The organism is Pseudomonas sp. NFACC39-1, assembly GCF_900110355.1.
Lineage (GTDB): Bacteria > Pseudomonadota > Gammaproteobacteria > Pseudomonadales > Pseudomonadaceae > Aquipseudomonas > Aquipseudomonas tehranensis.
The window spans coordinates 356561-373155 of sequence record NZ_FODL01000001.1 but is presented as its reverse complement, the minus strand read 5'-3'; the positions used below and the strand labels follow the sequence as shown (position 1 = coordinate 373155).

At 59.9% G+C, this 16595-nt stretch carries 18 protein-coding genes and 1 pseudogene; 9 read left to right on the top strand and 10 right to left on the bottom strand.

Annotated features, from left to right (window positions below):
• Positions 1-49: 49 nt before the first annotated feature.
• The 5 genes from BMY45_RS01650 to BMY45_RS01630 form a co-directional block, all read right to left on the bottom strand.
• On the bottom strand, positions 50-676 hold the full coding sequence (locus BMY45_RS01650; RefSeq protein ID WP_092393701.1) for a helix-turn-helix transcriptional regulator: 627 nt from the start codon (positions 674-676) through the stop codon (positions 50-52).
• A gap of 88 nt (positions 677-764) precedes the next feature.
• On the bottom strand, positions 765-1892 hold the full coding sequence (locus BMY45_RS01645) for an NAD(P)/FAD-dependent oxidoreductase (RefSeq protein ID WP_092393698.1): 1128 nt from the start codon (positions 1890-1892) through the stop codon (positions 765-767).
• 145 nt (positions 1893-2037) lie between these two features.
• Positions 2038-2985, bottom strand: a complete 948-nt coding sequence (locus tag BMY45_RS01640) for an ornithine cyclodeaminase family protein (RefSeq protein WP_092393695.1) — start codon at positions 2983-2985, stop codon at positions 2038-2040.
• Between the two features lie 125 nt (positions 2986-3110).
• Positions 3111-4574, bottom strand: a complete 1464-nt coding sequence (rhlB, locus tag BMY45_RS01635; protein ID WP_092393691.1) for an ATP-dependent RNA helicase RhlB — start codon at positions 4572-4574, stop codon at positions 3111-3113.
• Between the two features lie 99 nt (positions 4575-4673).
• Positions 4674-5330 carry an alpha/beta hydrolase gene (locus BMY45_RS01630; protein WP_092393688.1) on the bottom strand — a complete coding sequence of 219 codons (657 nt, stop codon included), beginning with the start codon at positions 5328-5330 and terminating at the stop codon, positions 4674-4676.
• 473 nt (positions 5331-5803) lie between these two features.
• Here BMY45_RS01630 and BMY45_RS01625 point away from each other — a divergent pair, with 473 nt between their 5' ends.
• The 4 genes from BMY45_RS01625 to BMY45_RS01610 all read left to right on the top strand — a co-directional run bounded on the left by BMY45_RS01625 (position 5804) and on the right by BMY45_RS01610 (position 9968).
• A complete protein-coding gene (locus BMY45_RS01625) occupies positions 5804-6835 on the top strand; it encodes an amino acid ABC transporter substrate-binding protein (protein WP_092393685.1) in 1032 nt (343 codons plus the stop codon).
• A 65-nt stretch (positions 6836-6900) separates the two neighbouring features.
• Positions 6901-8082: an amino acid ABC transporter permease gene (locus BMY45_RS01620; RefSeq protein ID WP_047228860.1), complete on the top strand. Its 1182-nt coding sequence runs from the start codon at positions 6901-6903 to the stop codon at positions 8080-8082.
• A gap of 12 nt (positions 8083-8094) precedes the next feature.
• Positions 8095-9192 carry an amino acid ABC transporter permease gene (locus tag BMY45_RS01615; RefSeq protein WP_092393681.1) on the top strand — a complete coding sequence of 366 codons (1098 nt, stop codon included), beginning with the start codon at positions 8095-8097 and terminating at the stop codon, positions 9190-9192.
• Positions 9193-9203: 11 nt separating this feature from the next.
• Positions 9204-9968 carry an amino acid ABC transporter ATP-binding protein gene (locus BMY45_RS01610; protein WP_047228862.1) on the top strand — a complete coding sequence of 255 codons (765 nt, stop codon included), beginning with the start codon at positions 9204-9206 and terminating at the stop codon, positions 9966-9968.
• 58 nt (positions 9969-10026) lie between these two features.
• Here BMY45_RS01610 and BMY45_RS01605 read toward each other — a convergent pair whose 3' ends face one another.
• Both BMY45_RS01605 and BMY45_RS01600 read right to left on the bottom strand, forming a co-directional pair.
• Entirely contained in the window at positions 10027-10515 is a 489-nt protein-coding gene (locus BMY45_RS01605; protein WP_092393678.1) for a type II toxin-antitoxin system MqsA family antitoxin, read from the bottom strand.
• Positions 10512-10823, bottom strand: coding sequence for a type II toxin-antitoxin system MqsR family toxin (locus tag BMY45_RS01600; protein WP_092393675.1), 312 nt, complete (start codon positions 10821-10823; stop codon positions 10512-10514). Before BMY45_RS01600 ends, BMY45_RS01605 begins: the two co-directional genes overlap by 4 nt.
• Positions 10824-10975: 152 nt before the next feature.
• Between BMY45_RS01600 and BMY45_RS01595 the strand changes: the two are divergent.
• From BMY45_RS01595 to BMY45_RS01575, 5 genes and pseudogenes are all read left to right on the top strand, one after another.
• A pseudogene (locus BMY45_RS01595) lies at positions 10976-11160 on the top strand (GntR family transcriptional regulator); the annotation flags it as partial.
• Between the two features lie 14 nt (positions 11161-11174).
• Entirely contained in the window at positions 11175-12479 is a 1305-nt protein-coding gene (locus BMY45_RS01590; protein ID WP_092393672.1) for a CynX/NimT family MFS transporter, read from the top strand.
• A gap of 85 nt (positions 12480-12564) precedes the next feature.
• The gene (locus BMY45_RS01585) at positions 12565-13035 is read left to right on the top strand and encodes a nuclear transport factor 2 family protein (protein WP_092393669.1); all 471 of its coding nucleotides are present in this window, start codon (positions 12565-12567) and stop codon (positions 13033-13035) included.
• A gap of 41 nt (positions 13036-13076) precedes the next feature.
• Positions 13077-13400 carry a GIY-YIG nuclease family protein gene (locus BMY45_RS01580; RefSeq protein ID WP_092393666.1) on the top strand — a complete coding sequence of 108 codons (324 nt, stop codon included), beginning with the start codon at positions 13077-13079 and terminating at the stop codon, positions 13398-13400.
• Positions 13401-13479: 79 nt separating this feature from the next.
• Positions 13480-14412 carry a glutathione S-transferase family protein gene (locus BMY45_RS01575; protein ID WP_092393663.1) on the top strand — a complete coding sequence of 311 codons (933 nt, stop codon included), beginning with the start codon at positions 13480-13482 and terminating at the stop codon, positions 14410-14412.
• An 85-nt stretch (positions 14413-14497) separates the two neighbouring features.
• Here the strand turns inward: BMY45_RS01575 and BMY45_RS01570 are convergent, their stop codons facing one another.
• The 3 genes from BMY45_RS01570 to yejK form a co-directional block, all read right to left on the bottom strand.
• The gene (locus BMY45_RS01570; protein ID WP_092393660.1) at positions 14498-14773 is read right to left on the bottom strand and encodes a hypothetical protein; all 276 of its coding nucleotides are present in this window, start codon (positions 14771-14773) and stop codon (positions 14498-14500) included.
• 179 nt (positions 14774-14952) lie between these two features.
• Positions 14953-15309, bottom strand: a complete 357-nt coding sequence (locus BMY45_RS01565; protein WP_092393657.1) for a glutaredoxin family protein — start codon at positions 15307-15309, stop codon at positions 14953-14955.
• Positions 15309-16313, bottom strand: coding sequence for a nucleoid-associated protein YejK (gene yejK, locus BMY45_RS01560; protein WP_092393654.1), 1005 nt, complete (start codon positions 16311-16313; stop codon positions 15309-15311). The genes BMY45_RS01565 and yejK overlap by 1 nt, the downstream gene beginning before the upstream one ends.
• Between the last annotated feature and the right edge of the window lie 282 nt (positions 16314-16595).

Genomic DNA, 16595 nt, shown 5'->3' with positions numbered 1-16595 from the left:
GGAGCGAGCCTGCTCGCGATGAGGCCAGCCAGGCCAGGCAATACAAATCTTAGCCCTTCAACTCTTTCAAATGCTTGTAAACCGTCGCTCGCCCCATGTTCAGCACATTGGCCACATAGTTGGAGGCGCTCTTGCCTTTGAAGGCGCCTTCGGCATGCAGCGCCAGCACCAGTTCGCGTTTATGGTCGCGGGTCAGCAGGTTCAGGCTCAACTGACGCTCGCGCATCCAAGCGTGGAGGAAGGTGTTGATCCGTTCCTGCCAGTCATCGCGAAACAGTGAGTCCGGCTGCGGGATCAGCTTGCCCGGCGACAGGAACAGATCCAGCGCGGCCTTGGCATTTTCGAACAGCGAAATATTCAGATTGATGCACAGCACCGCCAGCGGGCGCCCCCCTGCATCGCGCAGCACGCTGCTGAGGCTGCGGATTTTCTGCCCGTCCCAATTGAGTTTTTCGTAGGGCCCGATGTTCCGTTCGCTGATCTCTTCGCTGAGCATGTCCTCCAGGGACGAGTCATCCCCTATTACGCGCTTGGACAGGTTGTTGGCGATGTAATCGACTTTCTGCGTACGCAGGTCGTGCAGCACCACTTCGGCGTGAGGGTAGAACAGCGTGGCGATGGCGTCGGCGATGGTACGGAAATTATCCAGTGTCGGATCAGGTAGCGGGGCGTTCATGACAGGGCTCCAGGCAGCGTCAGCGCCCCGTGAAGCGGGGGCGCGCAGAAGTGTGCCGCAATCGTGGCGATGCGTCACCTGAGCGGGTTCAACCCAGGCGTGCCGGCGACAGCAGGGTGGTGCTCAGGCCGAAACGGGTCAGGGTCTCGGGCAATGGCTCGCCGCGCACCAGGGCCGCGCTGGCCTGACCCATGGCCGGGGACGTCTGGATGCCGTAGCCGCCCTGGGCCGCGACCCAGAACAACCCCGGTACCTGGGGATCGAAACCGGATAAGAGGTCGCCGTCGTGGACGAAGCTGCGCAACCCGGCCCAGGTGCGGGTCGGACGGCGGATGGTCAGGGTGGTGGCTTCTTCGATCTGGTAGATGCCCATGGCAATGTCCAGTTCTTCAGGCTGCACGTCGTGAGGTTCCACCGGATCGGCATTGGCCGGCGAGCCGAGGAACATGCCGGCGTCGGGCTTCATGTAGAACGACTCGTCGAGGCTCACCAGCATCGGCCAGTCATGAATGTCCACGCCCTCGGGGCCGGCAAAAATGAATGCCGCCCGCCGCTTGGGTTGCAGGCCCAACTTGCGTGCGCCTGCCATTTCGGCAATGTGATCGGCCCAGGCGCCGGCCGCGTTGATCACTACCGGCGCGCTGAAGGTCTGGCCAGCGGTTGCCACCTGCCACATCCCCTGATCGTCGCGGCTCAGGCCCAGCACTTCTGTGTCGGTGTGCACCTGACCGCCGTTGCGGCGGATACCGCGCAGGTAGCCTTGGTGCAGCGCGTCGGTGTCGATGTCACAAGCCGTGGGGTCGTAGATTGCACCGTGCACCTTGTCCCGTCGCAGGATCGGCAGTCGCACACAGGCCTCTTCGGCGCTGAGCAGTTGCATTTGCGGCACCGTGGCCTTGGCGCTGAGGTACTGGTTGTTCAGCTCGGCCGGGTCACCGGTGAAATCCACGGTCATTTCGCCTCGTGGGGTGAGCAGCGGGTGCTCGCAGAAGCCGGCCGGCGGAGCGTCGAAAAAGTCACGGCTGGCCTGGGTCAACGCCCGCACCTGGGGCGTGCCATAGGCCGCGGTGTACAGCGCCGCTGAACGCCCGGTGGAGTGATAACCCGGATGGGATTCGCGCTCGAGCACAATGACCCGACCATGGGGCGCCAGCCAGTAGCCGGTGGAAGCACCTGCGATGCCACCGCCGATGATGATGAAGTCTGCTGAGGTCATGAAGCTCTCCTGTGGAGCGCGGTGCCGGGAGTTAGTACAACCCTGTGGGAGCGAGCCTGCTCGCGATGCGGTGTGTCAGACACATATATTTATTTGATACACCACATCGCGAGCAGGCTCGCTCCCACAAGGGAAATTGGCTGTGTCAGTTGTGAAGCTGATAAAGCGCATTCGCCAGCGCAACGTCTTCCAACCCCAGGCCGATGGAGCGGAAGAACACATGGCGTGCATAGTTGGGACGCGCCACGTGTTCGCTGAGCAGTTCAGGCAAATCCCCCACCAGGCGTGAGACGTCCCAGCCGTGCTGTTCAGCGGCAATCAGCATTTCACCGGCCGATCCTGGCGTGGTCTGACGATAGTCACAGAACACGTCCATGTCGTTGAGGCTCTGGGGTGGCACTTCGTGGGCGCGCGGAGCATTGGTGCTGATGGAGGTAATCAGCGCCGGCTTGCTCAGTGTCTGCGGATCGAGCACTGCCTTGGCGGATGAGGTGCAGAGCATCACCACATCGGCGTCGTGCAGCGCCGCTTCGAGGCTGGCAGCGATTTGCAGGCGCGGATCCAGCTCGGTGAGCGAAGCAAGCTCTTGCGCCGATTTATTTTGCAGGCTGGGGGAATAGAGGCTGATGCTTTGCCAGTCCCGCAGGCCCTTGACGTATTGCACATGAGCCTTTGCCACTGCGCCGCTGCCGATGACTGCCAAGCGCCGGGCCTGGAATGGGGCGAGGGCATCCACGGCGACGGCAGTGGTGGCTGCGGTGCGGGCGGTCGTCAGTTCGGCAGCATCGCACAGCAGCAGTGGCTGGCCGGTCTGCATCGACATCAGCAAGGTCCAGGCGGTCACCACTGGACCTTGCTCGCGCACGATATACGGTGAGGTCTTGACCCCGTAGACCTGCTCTTCAGCCAGCACGCCCAGGTAGTTGATGAAATCCCCGGCGCCTTGGGGAAACTCCACAAGTTGCTGGGGCGGTTGGACGGCCTGTCCGGCGGCAAGGTCGTGGAACAGCTTGCGTAAAATCTGCGGTACGTCGACTTGGCCGAGCAGCTCTCGGGCCTGGGCTTGGTTCATCACATAAGGCGCGCTGGGCATCGGGACTCCGGAGTGCTTGATGTAAACTGTTTTGTCTATTATGGACTTTTAGTTTGATCGAGCAATACGCCGGACAAAAAAAAGCGCAGCCACCCAGGGCTGCGCTTTTTGGCTGGTCGCGTCGGTTAAGGCCGCTTGCGCTCAACCGGACGAAGCAGGTGGGTCGGCGGGGTTTCGCAACTGATCTTTTTCCCCAGCAACGCCTCGATGGACGGTAACTGGTAGGAATCGTCTTCGCCGGCAAAGCTGATGGACACGCCCTCGGCCCCTGCGCGACCTGTGCGCCCGATCCGGTGCACATAGTCATCCGGCACTTCCGGCAGGGTGAAGTTGATCACGTGGCTGATCCCGTCGATATGAATCCCGCGCCCGGCCACATCGGTGGCCACCAGCACACGGATCTTGCCTTCGCGAAAGCCTTCCAGTGTCTTGATGCGCTTGTGTTGCGGCACGTCACCCGACAACTGGGCGGCGTTGACGCCATCGCGCACCAGGCGCTCCTCGATACGGCGTACTTCGTCCTTGCGGTTGGCGAACACCATCACCCGCTCCCAACCGTTGTCGTTGACCAGGTTGTAGAGCAGCTTGTACTTATCGGCGCCGGCCACAGCGTAGATGTGCTGCTCGACGTTTTCGCTGGCGACGTTCAGCGCCTCGATCTCGACGATGGACGGGTCGGTGGTCCATTGCTTGGCCAGGTTCATCACGTCTTCGGTGAACGTGGCGGAAAACAGCAACGTCTGGCGTTCGCTTTTCGGCGGGGTCTGACGAATGATCTGGCGCACTTGCGGGATGAAACCCATGTCGAGCATGCGGTCGGCTTCGTCCAGCACCATCACCTCGACCATGTCCAGGTGCACATCGCCGCGCTGGTTGAAGTCCAGCAGGCGTCCTGGCGTTGCCACCAGAATGTCGCAGTGGCGGGCTTCGAGATGCTTGAGTTGCTTGTCGAAGTCCATGCCGCCGACAAACGTCATCACGTTCAGTCCGGTGTACTTGGTGAGGTCGGCGGCGTCCTTGGCGATCTGCACCACCAGTTCGCGGGTCGGGGCGATGATCAGCGCCCGTGGCTCGCCCATGTAGCGTTCTTTGGGCGGCGGGGTCTGCAGCAACTGGGTGATGATGGAAATCAGAAATGCGGCGGTCTTGCCGGTGCCGGTCTGGGCGCGGCCAATGGCATCTTTACCGGCGAGGGTGAAGCCCAGCACCTGCGCCTGGATCGGCGTGCAGTACGGGAAGCCCAGGTCCTGGATGGCGTGCATCAGCTCAGGGGCAAGCTTGAAATCATGGAAGCGGGTCTTGCCTTCCTGGGGTTCTACGACGAAATCCTCGAGCTTCCAGGCGACGGCCGGCGGTTTTGGGGCGCGCTCGCGGCGTGGCTTGGGGGCATCGTTGCGTGTCTGTTCCGGCGGAGGGGCAACAGGCGCGGTGGCCGCGTCTTTTTCTGTGTTCGCAACAGGCGGTGTCCGCTGCGGCTTTTTTTGCACCTCGGTACGGCTCGGGCTGTGGGCAGGTGCGCTGGAGCCAGGCACGAGCTGCTCGGCCTCGCTTTTACCGAACATCTTCTTGAGTGCTTTGAGCACGGTCATCTCATCGATTGGTTAAGGAATGTACGCCGGCCAGTGTAATGCAAGAAACGGGCGCGGCGTAGTGTGATCGTCAAGGGCTTGACATGTCCTTACGCCCGCTTAGCGCAGCCGCTCGCTCAGCCAGGTGCCGATGTCGCGAATCTCCTCGGGTAACACTTCATGGCCCATTGGGTATTCTTGCCATGTCACGGTGACACCATGCTGTTTCAAATACTCTTTTGCGGTCCGCCCCATGGGGTTGAGTACCACTTCGTCGTACTGGCCGTGTAGCGCCAATACCGGAATGCGCTGCTGGCTGGCCGACAATTGCAGTTCTTCGCTGAAAGTCGGTGCATAAGTGGACAGCGCGACTACGCCCCCCAATGGACCCTTCCATTTCACGAATGCGGTGTGATAGACCACCGCGCCGCCCTGGGAGAAACCTGCGAGGAAAATCCGCGAGGCGTCTATTCCAAGGGCTCGCTGGGCTTCGATCAGGTCCATGACCCGCTGCGCCGACACTTCCAGTTGCTGCTCGTCGATGGCGCGCGCGGGGCTCAGGGCGCGGATGTCGTACCAACTGGGCATGGCGTAACCGCCGTTGATGGTCACCGGCTGGGTTGGCGCTTGAGGCAGAACGAAACGTGTCGTGAGCAGGCTTTGCTGCAGCATTTCGGCCACCGGCAGAAAGTCGTAACGATCGGCGCCCAGGCCGTGGAGCCAGATGACGCACGCGTCGGCGGTGCCGCTGGGCTCGAGAATCAAGGGGTCGGTCATGGTGTGCTCCAGATCTGTGCGGGCGCGCTCATTCAGTGCGTTATTACAGTGCGGGCCCGGTGCCTCAGTTAATTAGATGTCGCAATGTTAAAAGTTTTTGTCTTGACGTGTCACATAAGGGCCAAGCGCAGCGGTGTGGTACGGCGTTTGCTTTGAGGTAGCTTGAGTGATGATTCTTACGCTGCGCGGTAACACTATCAGCTTGACGCGACGCATGGGATATCAGAAATCCGGTGATGGATGTTCGCCAATAGCCGCTACGGGCTTCGCGAACGTGAAGGGCTACAGCCCGTTCGGCCGATTGGTGAGAGATGAGTTAGGCGCCCTGTTTAAGGGCATTCTCATTATTAGACTCATAGCGAAGGTCCAGACGTCGGTTGACCCTAAAAAAAACCAACAAGGGTCGGCAATGCCCCATAAGGGTGCGACAGGGCTCGAGCTCCGACACAACAAGAGCAAAACTGGAGGTTTGAATGAAGTTACTGAAATCCACCCTGGCCGTCGTGACTGCAGCAGCAGTGCTCGGCGTCAGCGGGTTCGCTCAGGCGGGTGCAACCCTGGATGCCGTACAGAAGAAAGGCTTTGTGCAATGTGGCGTGAGTGATGGTTTGCCGGGTTTCTCGGTCCCAGATGCCAAGGGCGTGATTCTGGGCATTGACGCGGACTTCTGCCGTGCCGTTGCTGCTGCCGTGTTTGGCGATGCGACCAAGGTGAAGTTCAGCCAGTTGAACGCCAAGGAGCGCTTCACCGCGCTGCAGTCCGGCGAAATCGACATCCTTTCGCGCAACACCACCATGACCAGTTCCCGTGATGCGGGCATGGGCCTGAAATTCCCAGGCTTCATTACCTATTACGACGGCATCGGCTTCCTGGTAAACAACAAGCTGGGCGTCAAGAGCGCCAAGGAACTGGACGGTGCAACCATCTGCATCCAGGCCGGTACCACCACCGAGCTGAACGTTTCCGACTACTTCCGTGGCAACGGCCTCAAATACACCCCGATCACCTTCGACACCTCCGATGAAAGCGCCAAGTCGCTGGAATCCGGTCGTTGCGACGTGCTGACCTCCGACAAGTCCCAGCTGTTCGCCCAGCGCAGCAAGCTGGCCGCGCCGAAGGACTACGTAGTTCTGCCGGAAACCATTTCCAAGGAACCACTGGGTCCGGTCGTGCGTAACGGCGACGACGAGTGGCTGGCCGTTGTGCGCTGGACTGGCTACGCCATGCTCAACGCCGAAGAAGCCGGCATCACTTCCAAGAACGTTGAAGCTGAAGCCAAGTCCACCAAGAACCCGGACGTCGCCCGTATGCTCGGCGCGGATGGTGAATATGGTAAGGACCTCAAGCTGCCGAAAGACTGGGTTGTCCAGATCGTCAAGCAAGTCGGCAACTATGGTGAAGTGTTCGAGAAGAACCTGGGCAAAGGCACCCCGCTGGAAATCGACCGCGGCCTGAACGCGCTGTGGACCAACGGCGGCATTCAATACGCACCACCAGTGCGCTGATGGTTCTATCACCCGGTGGGCCAACCACCGGGTGATGTTCTGTTCCATTCTTTGCGGGGCACTTCATGCAAAATTCAATCGGCGCACCTAAGCAGAGGCTTAGCCTCAGCGATCCACGCGTGCGTGCCTGGGTATTTCAGATCGTCACCATTGTGGCGGTGGTTTCACTGGGCTGGTTTCTGTTCGACAACACGCAAACCAACCTTGAGCACCGGGGCATCACCTCCGGCTTCAGCTTTCTGGAGCGCAGTGCCGGGTTCGGCATCGCTCAAACCCTGATCGACTACACCGAAGCGGACAGCTATGCCCGCGTCTTTGTCATCGGGTTGCTCAACACTCTGCTGGTGACGTTCATCGGCGTAATCCTGGCGACGATTCTCGGTTTCATTGTCGGCGTGGCCCGACTGTCGAAAAACTGGATCATCGCCAAAGTGGCAACGGTGTATGTGGAGGTTTTTCGAAACATCCCGCCACTGCTGCAGATCCTGTTCTGGTACTTCGCGGTGTTCCTGACCATGCCGGGGCCGCGCGCCGCTCATAACTTCGGCGACACCTTCTTTGTCAGCAGCCGGGGCCTGAACATGCCGGCCGCACTGGTGGCGGACGGGTTCTGGCCATTCGTGATCAGCGTCGTGCTGGCCATCGTCGCCATCGTGCTGATGACCCGCTGGGCCAACAAGCGCTTCGAAGCCACGGGCGAGCCGTTCCATAAATTCTGGGTCGGCCTGGCGTTGTTCCTGGTGATCCCGGCGCTGTGCGCCCTGGTCTTCGGTGCCCCTGTGCACTGGGAAATGCCGGAACTCAAGGGCTTCAACTTCGTTGGTGGCTGGGTGCTGATTCCCGAATTGCTGGCATTGACTTTGGCACTGACGGTGTACACCGCGGCGTTCATCGCCGAGATCGTGCGTTCGGGCATCAAGTCGGTCAGCCACGGCCAGACCGAAGCCGCCCATTCCCTGGGCCTGCGCAACGGTCCGACCCTGCGCAAAGTGATTATCCCGCAAGCCCTGCGCGTGATCATCCCGCCGCTGACCAGCCAATACCTGAACCTGGCGAAGAACTCCTCGCTGGCGGCCGGTATCGGTTATCCGGAAATGGTTTCGCTGTTTGCCGGTACGGTGCTGAACCAGACCGGGCAGGCGATCGAAGTGATTGCGATCACCATGAGCGTGTACCTGGCGATCAGTATCAGCATTTCCCTGCTGATGAACTGGTACAACAAGCGCATTGCGCTGATCGAGCGGTGAGGAAAAACGCGCATGACATCCCATACTTTCAAGCCTGACATGCCCCCACCGAGCAGTAGCATCGGTGTCGTGGCATGGATGCGCGCGAACATGTTCTCCAGCTGGCTCAACACCTTGCTGACGTTGTTTGCGTTCTACCTGATTTACCTGGTCGTTCCACCGATCCTCAGTTGGGCGATCCTTGATGCCAACTGGGTCGGCACCACACAGGCTGACTGCACCAAGGAGGGCGCCTGCTGGGTGTTCATCCAGCAGCGCTTTGGCCAGTTCATGTATGGCTACTATCCGACGGGACTGCGCTGGCGCGTGGACCTGACCGTGTGGTTGGCGGTCATTGGTGTGGCTCCGCTGTTCATCTCGCGCTTCCCGCGCAAAGCGGTCTACGGCCTGAGCTTCCTGGTGCTGTATCCGATCATCGCCTGGTGCCTGTTGCACGGTGGCGTGTTCGGCCTGGCTACCGTGTCGACCAGCCAATGGGGCGGCCTGATGCTGACCCTGGTCATCGCCACCGTCGGTATTGCCGGGGCTTTGCCGCTTGGCATCGTGCTGGCGTTGGGGCGGCGCTCCAACATGCCGGCGATCCGTGTGGTCTGCGTGACCTTCATCGAGTTCTGGCGCGGCGTGCCATTGATCACGGTGCTGTTCATGTCTTCGGTGATGCTGCCGCTGTTCCTGCCTGAAGGCATGAACTTCGACAAGCTGCTGCGGGCACTGATCGGCGTGATCCTGTTCCAGTCGGCGTATGTGGCTGAAGTGGTGCGTGGCGGCTTGCAAGCGATTCCCAAGGGACAGTATGAAGCGGCCGCAGCGATGGGCCTGGGCTACTGGCGCAGCATGGGGCTGGTGATTTTGCCGCAAGCCCTGAAGATGGTGATCCCGGGTATCGTCAACACCTTCATTGCGTTGTTCAAGGACACCAGCCTGGTGATCATCATCGGCCTGTTCGACCTGCTCAACAGCGTGAAACAAGCCGCCGCCGACCCGAAATGGCTGGGCATGGCCACCGAAGGCTATGTGTTCGCTGCCCTGGTGTTCTGGATTTTCTGTTTTGGTATGTCCCGCTATTCCATGCATTTGGAACGCAAGCTGGACACTGGCCACAAGCGTTAGGAGCGTAGTTTATGAGTGAAGCGATCAAACAGCCTGTGAGCCCTGAAGGCATTATTCAGATGCAGGGCGTAAACAAGTGGTACGGCCAGTTCCATGTGTTGAAAGACATCAACCTGAACGTCCAGCAGGGCGAGCGTATCGTGTTGTGCGGCCCGTCGGGTTCCGGCAAGTCCACCACTATCCGCTGCCTCAACCGTCTGGAAGAACACCAGCAGGGCCGCATCGTGGTCGATGGCGTGGAACTGACCAACGACCTCAAGCAGATCGAAGCGATCCGTCGTGAAGTCGGCATGGTGTTCCAGCACTTCAACCTGTTCCCGCACTTGACCATCCTGCAGAACTGCACCCTGGCGCCGATGTGGGTGCGCAAGATGCCCAAGCGCAAGGCCGAGGAAATCGCCATGCATTATCTGGAGCGCGTGCGCATTCCAGAGCAGGCGCACAAATACCCGGGCCAGCTCTCTGGCGGTCAGCAGCAGCGTGTGGCCATCGCCCGTGCCCTGTGCATGAAACCGAAAATCATGCTGTTCGACGAACCGACTTCGGCACTCGACCCGGAAATGGTGAAAGAGGTTCTGGACACCATGATCGGTTTGGCCGAAGACGGTATGACCATGCTCTGCGTGACCCACGAAATGGGCTTTGCCCGCACCGTGGCCAACCGTGTGATCTTCATGGACAAGGGTGAAATCGTCGAACAGGCCGCGCCGAACGACTTCTTCGACAACCCGCAGAACGACCGCACCAAGCTGTTCCTGAGCCAGATTCTGCATTGATCCGGCCTTAGGCATTGAAATAGACCCGGACTTGTCCGGGTTTATTTTTTCCTGGTATTCAGGGTGTCAGAACGGTTTCCTGTTCCGGATGACGGGTAGCCAACAACTGCTTCAAATCGGTGCCCTCGCTCAGTGCGAGTACCTCCGCCATCAGATGGGGGTGGCGGTCGAGCAGACGCATCAGCGTGAACAGTGGTTGCGGTGGGGTGATTTCGCCACGCTCGTAACGGGAAAAGGCGTTGTGTCCGCCGCCAGACAGCAGCTTCACCGCTTCTTTCTGCGTGAGGTGCAGTTTGCGGCGGATGCGTTTCATCTCCGCCCCCATCGCCTGGGCGCAATCTTCGAGCAACTGATCGCTCACGCGGGAATAACGTTGCGCGCTGTCGGTGTCGTGATCAAATTCGATTTCACCGCAAACCCGGCACTCCCACCCGGCGATGTCGTGCACCTGCCGTGCTACCTGCTTGTAGTCGATGGTAAAGCTGCGGCCCTCAAAGTGTTGCATGGCGTCTTGAGTGCCGCAGTTGACACATTGCTGCGTTTTCATTGGTCCTTCTCCTTGAAGGAGACTACCGGGTGCCCACCGCCAGGGCGGTAGGTCACCTTGATGTAAATCTCCCGATCCTGAAATGTTGTGTGATAAACGTCCTGCCAGACTCGATGATCGACGTAGGTCGTCATCGATTTGTGCAACATCCTGTACTCCAGCGAGGCAATGATTCGCAGCATCCGGGCAGTGTTTAGCGACATTTTTCGAGCGCCTTGCTGAGCGCTCATAGTAAATGCCTTGCTCCCCAGCCTGAGGACTTCGGCCTTGACCACTGCCAGGTCGTAGTGAGGTGTGCTCTTTTCCATAGAACTGTATGCCTTGTCCTTAAAATTACCCTCAAAGGGTAATTTTGACCAATCGAAAATTTCGTTCCTTTTCCCTCACATTGACCTTAGGCGGTTGCCGTCCTACAAGAAGCTGACTAACCTGTCAGAAAAATCAACCTGTGCTGCCGACCCCTGCGCTCAGCGAACGCTATCGCTGCTTCTCCAGCGTCAACGGTGCGCAGTTGCGCCAGAGCCTCAACTTCGTTGCGCGTCATCTACCTGTGTTCGATCTGCACATCGAATCCTCGGCGCTGTCCAACAGCAGTCCCGGCAGTGGGCCAAGGCCCTCCGTCGACAGTTGATCAATGAACCCTGAACCAGAGCTTTTCCATGTCCCGCGATACGCTTGACCGCAGCACTCCGACGACGCCCAAACGCGCCGCAGAGCTTGAAGAACTGTTGATTGACGCCGAGGCCGATGACGAACAGGCCCAGCAACCCCATCCCGTGTTGCGCAGGCCCTGGCTGTTGCTGCTCGGACTGATCCTGGTTGCACTGAACCTGCGTCCGGCGCTGTCGAGCATGGCGCCGTTGCTTAGCGAAGTTTCAAAAAGCCTTGGTTTGTCGGCTGCCCAGGCCGGCTTGCTGACTACGCTGCCCGTGCTTTGCCTGGGCCTGTTCGCACCGCTGGCGCCGGTGCTGGCGAGGCGCTTTGGCGCCGAGCGCGTGGTGCTGGGGATCTTGCTGGCTCTGGCCGGCGGGATCATCTTGCGCAGTTCTTTCGGTCAGGTAGGCCTGTTTGCTGGCAGCATCCTGGCCGGTGCGAGCATTGGTGTGATCGGTGTGCTGTTGCCGGGCATCGTCAAGCGTGACTTCGCCAAACACGCCGGCGCCATGACCGGCGTCTACACCATGGCGCTGTGCCTGGGTGCGGCAATGGCGGCCGGGGCCACGGTGCCGTTGAGCGAGCATCTGGATCACAGTTGGGCGATGGGCCTGGGTTTCTGGGTGGTGCCGGCGCTGCTGGCCGCAGTGTTCTGGCTGCCGCAAGTGGGCCCGAAACACGGTGCGCATCAGGTGGCGTATCGGGTTCGTGGTTTGCTGCGTGATCCGTTGGCCTGGCAGGTGACGTTGTACATGGGGCTGCAGTCGTCACTGGCCTACATCGTGTTTGGGTGGCTGCCGTCGATCCTCATTGGCCGTGGCCTGACGCCGACCCACGCCGGGCTGGTGTTGTCCGGCTCGGTCATTGTGCAACTGATCAGTTCCCTGGCCGCGCCCTGGCTGGCGACCCGGGGCAAGGATCAGCGCCTGGCCATTGTGATTGTCATGCTCATGACCCTCGGCGGGCTGTTCGGGTGCCTTTATGCGCCTATCGATGGCTTGTGGGGCTGGGCGATCCTGCTGGGGTTGGGGCAGGGCGCCACGTTCAGTCTGGCACTGACGCTGATCGTGCTGCGTTCGCGGGACGCCCATGTGGCCGCGAACCTTTCCAGCATGGCCCAAGGGTTCGGCTACACATTGGCGTCCATGGGGCCGTTCGCGGTCGGAGTGGTCCACGACTGGACCGGCGGCTGGAGTGCCCTGGGTTGGATCTTCGGCGTGATTGGCCTGGGTGCGATCATTGCGGGCATCGGGGCCGGCCGGGCGCTATACGTTGGGGTCAGCAGCGAAAGAGTCAGCGATCTTCGCTGATGCTATTTTCGTGGCGAATGACGATAGTGTTCCTCGCCAGAGCAGATTATCGTGCAGCTCTACTGAAGATTTCCGGAGCTTGTTCATGAGTGATGCCCACAACGCCTTGATCACCCGCTTCTACCAGGCCTTCCAGCGCCTGGATGCCGACGCCATGAGCGCCTGCTACACCGACGACGTGGTGTTCAGCGACCCGGCGTTCGGCGAACTGCGCGGGCGTGATGTCGGCGACATGTGGCGCATGCTTACCACTCGGGCCAAGGATTTTTCCCTGACCTTCGATAACGTGCGCAGCGATGAGCGTACCGGCGGCGCCCACTGGGTGGCGACTTACCTGTTCAGCCAGACCGGCAACACCGTGGTCAATGACATTCAGGCGCGATTCGTGTTTCGCGACGGCAAGATTTGCGAGCACCATGACAGCTTTGATCTGTGGCGCTGGTCTCGCCAGGCGCTGGGCACCAAGGGCCTGCTGCTGGGCTGGACGCCTCTGGTGCGCAATGCCGTCAGGGCCCAGGCCCTCAAGGGGCTGCGGGCGTTCCAGGCCAGTCGCTGATAAGATCGCGGCTTGTTTCCTAGACACCTGCTGAACATCCTGTGACGACCGCCAAGCCATCTTCCGACCTGCCAGGGCACGCTGCAGCCGAACCGGGCAAACCCTGGTTCGTCTACCTGGTGCGGGCCGCCAACGGATCGCTGTACTGCGGCATCAGCGATGACCCGGTGCGACGTTTCGCCAAGCATCAAAGTGGCAAAGGCGCGCGTTTTTTTCTTTCCAGCCCGGCGGTGGCGCTGGTATATACCGAAGCCTGCCGCGACAAGGGTGAAGCCTTGCGTCAGGAGCGGCTGATCAAGAAACTCAAGAAAAGCGCCAAGGAATGCCTGGTGGCGAGTGCATCGTTGCTCCATCAACCCCGCTGATACGTCTTCATCAGGAGGGTAGGCTGTCTGACCCTGGCACGCTAAGCTGCTGAACTTCCTCCCTGCAATGGCGAATCTCATGTCAGAGTTGATTCTTCATCATTACCCGACGTCTCCCTTCGCGGAGAAAGCCCGTTTGTTGCTGGGTTTCAAGGGGCTGTCCTGGCGTTCGGTGCATATCCCGCCGATGATGCCCAAGCCCGACTTGACGGCACTGACGGGTGGCTACCGCAAAACCCCGGTGCTGCAGATCGGCGCTGATGTTTATTGCGACACGGCGCTGATCGCCCGCCGACTGGAACAGGAAAAGGCCTCGCCGGCGCTGTTTCCCGAAGGCCGGGAGATGATTGCAGCGTCTTTTGCCGCATGGGCCGATTCGGTGGTGTTCCAGCATGCGGTAAGCCTGGTGTTCCAGCCTGAGTCGGTGGCGGTGCGTTTCGCCAAGCTAGCGCCCGAAGCGATCAAGGCATTCATCGCCGACCGCGCCGGGCTGTTTAGCGGCGGCACGAGCACACGCTTGTCCGCCGAACAGGCCAAGCATCAATGGCCAACGATCATGGCGCGCCTGGAGCAACAATTGCAGCGCGAGGAAGGGGACTTTTTGCTGGGTGATCCCTCGATTGCCGACTTCGCCATGGCTCACCCGCTGTGGTTTCTTAAAGGCACGCCGGTGACTTCGCCGCTGGTAGACGCCTACCCGGCGATTTCGGCATGGCTGGCGCGAGTGCTGGGTTTCGGCCATGGTGCGCCGAATCAGATGAGTTCCGAAGAGGCCCTGGAAGTCGCCCGCAACGCGACGCCGGCAGCGCTGCCGGAGGAGTCGTTCGAAGAGCCGAACGGGTTTGCATTGGGGCAGCGTGTGACCATCGCCGCGACCGATTATGGCGTCGATCCGGTGGCCGGGGAGTTGCTGTTTGCCGGTCGCGAAGAGCTGATCCTGCGTCGCGAAGACGCGCTTGGCGGGGTGGTGCATGTGCACTTTCCGCGGCTGGGTTTTCAATTATCAACTTGATAAGAAGGTCAGACGCTCGATTAAAGTCGATCTGTCGCCCGGAGCAGGCAATTCCGGCGTTTACTCCAGAAGAGAACACCCGATATTACAGCTCGCAGAGAACCAGGTGTGGCGCATTGGGAGGAATAAGGCCTTGCAGGTCGAAGATCGTTGTGGCGCGGCTGATTGCATCGCTCGTGCTGCTCCCGTTGAAAACGGTGGTGGTCTGTATCACGGTTTGGTTCGGTGGCAGGAAGAGTTGGCAGGTGTATTGCGCGGCAGAGGCGGAACCGGCGTAGATCGCAATGAAAGACAACACCAGGGCGCGTTGGATGATTTTTATAACGCGGTTTCGGGCTGGGTAGCACTGTATCGAGCTCATTTTATATGCTCCGTCTGTTCCGGCGTTCTCGCAAGAGGTTCGGCTCAGCGATGTATTCGGCTGAGGGGCATATATAAAAATGAACGCTATTTCAGGCATTGATACTGTAGGAGTTGACAGTCCCGATCAACGGGCGCTTACCGTCTACCCAGGGCTTGCGCGCGATGAGGCCCTCAGAACTATAAAGCGGACAACGCCTTGAGAATGTTCTCTGGTTCATACCCACGAATCAACGTGCCATTCACCTCCAGGATCGGAATCCCCCGCCCACCCAGCGCCTCATAGGCCTTGCGCGCCTGGGCATCCTTCTCGATATCGAACTCGCGATAGGGCACGCCTTTTTCATCCAGGAACCGCCGTGTGGCCTTGCAGTAACCGCACCAGTCGGTGGCATACAGCACGACCCGGGCATCGGCCCGGATCTGTTCAGGCAGCATTTGCGAGGGGTTGAACACCCGTTCGATTTTGCCCCAGTTCTGGTACGCCACAATCACCAGAACAATCAGCAGGAATTTCTTGAGTACCTTCCCAAGCATCAATTGCGGCGCTTGAGCTGATCGGTCAGCGCCGTGGGCAGGCCCTTGATGATCAGCGTGCCGGCTTCTTCGTCATATTCGATCTTGGAGCCCAGCAGGTGGGCTTCGAAGCTGATGGACAAGCCTTCGGCGCGGCCGGTGAAGCGGCGGAACTGGTTGAGGGTACGTTTATCCGCTGGAATCTCCGGCGACAGGCCATAGTCCTTGTTGCGAATGTGGTCGTAGAAGGCTTTCGGGCGATCTTCGTCGATCAGTTCGGACAATTCTTCCAGGCCCATCGGCTCGCCGAGCTTGGCCTGGCTGCTGGCGTAATCCACCAGGGTCTTGGTTTTCTCCCGGGCGTCGTCTTCGGGCAGGTCTTCGCTTTCGACGAAGTCACTGAAGGCCTTGAGCAGGGTACGGGTTTCGCCGGGGCCGTCGACGCCTTCCTGGCAGCCGATGAAGTCGCGGAAATACTCCGAGACCTTCTTGCCGTTCTTACCTTTGATGAACGAGATGTACTGCCTGGACTGTTTGTTGTTCTGCCATTCCGACACATTGATCCGCGCTGCCAGGTGCAGTTGGCCCAGATCAAGGTGACGGGACGGGGTCACGTCCAGCTCGTCGGTGACCGCCACGCCTTCGCTGTGGTGCAGCAGGGCGATCGCCAGGTAATCGGTCATGCCCTGTTGATAATGGGCAAACAGCACGTGGCCGCCCACCGACAGGTTGGACTCTTCCATCAGCTTTTGCAGGTGCTCCACCGCCACGCGACTGAATGCGGTGAAATCCTTGCCACCCTCGAGATACTCCTTCAGCCAGCCGCTGAACGGGTGCGCCCCGGACTCGGCATGGAAGAAACCCCAGGCCTTGCCTTGTTTGGCGTTGTAGCTCTCATTGAGGTCGGCGAGCATGTTCTCGATGGCTGTGGACTCGCTCAGCTCGGAGTCACGGGCATGGAGCACGGCGGGCGTGCCGTCGGGTTTTTTGTCGATCAGGTGGACGATGCAATGACGGATCGGCATGGATTTCTCGGCTGATAGAAGAGAGGAGGGCGCGCTCCCCCCAAAAGGCCCAGTGTACCGCAATCACTGGTTTTGGAACCCTGCAAAGCCCCTTTCAGACCCGTCCGACACGCCATATGCATTTTTTTACCGTTTTAGCGCAAGAAAGCTGACCAAATGGGTAGCTAGAGGCGGATATTTCACAGGCGTTGTGCTAGTTTTGCCCGGTCTTACGCGAAGTCACTGCGTTAAGCGTGCATTCAGCATTTGTCAGGTCGAACCAAACCCGGTTTTCGGCATCTA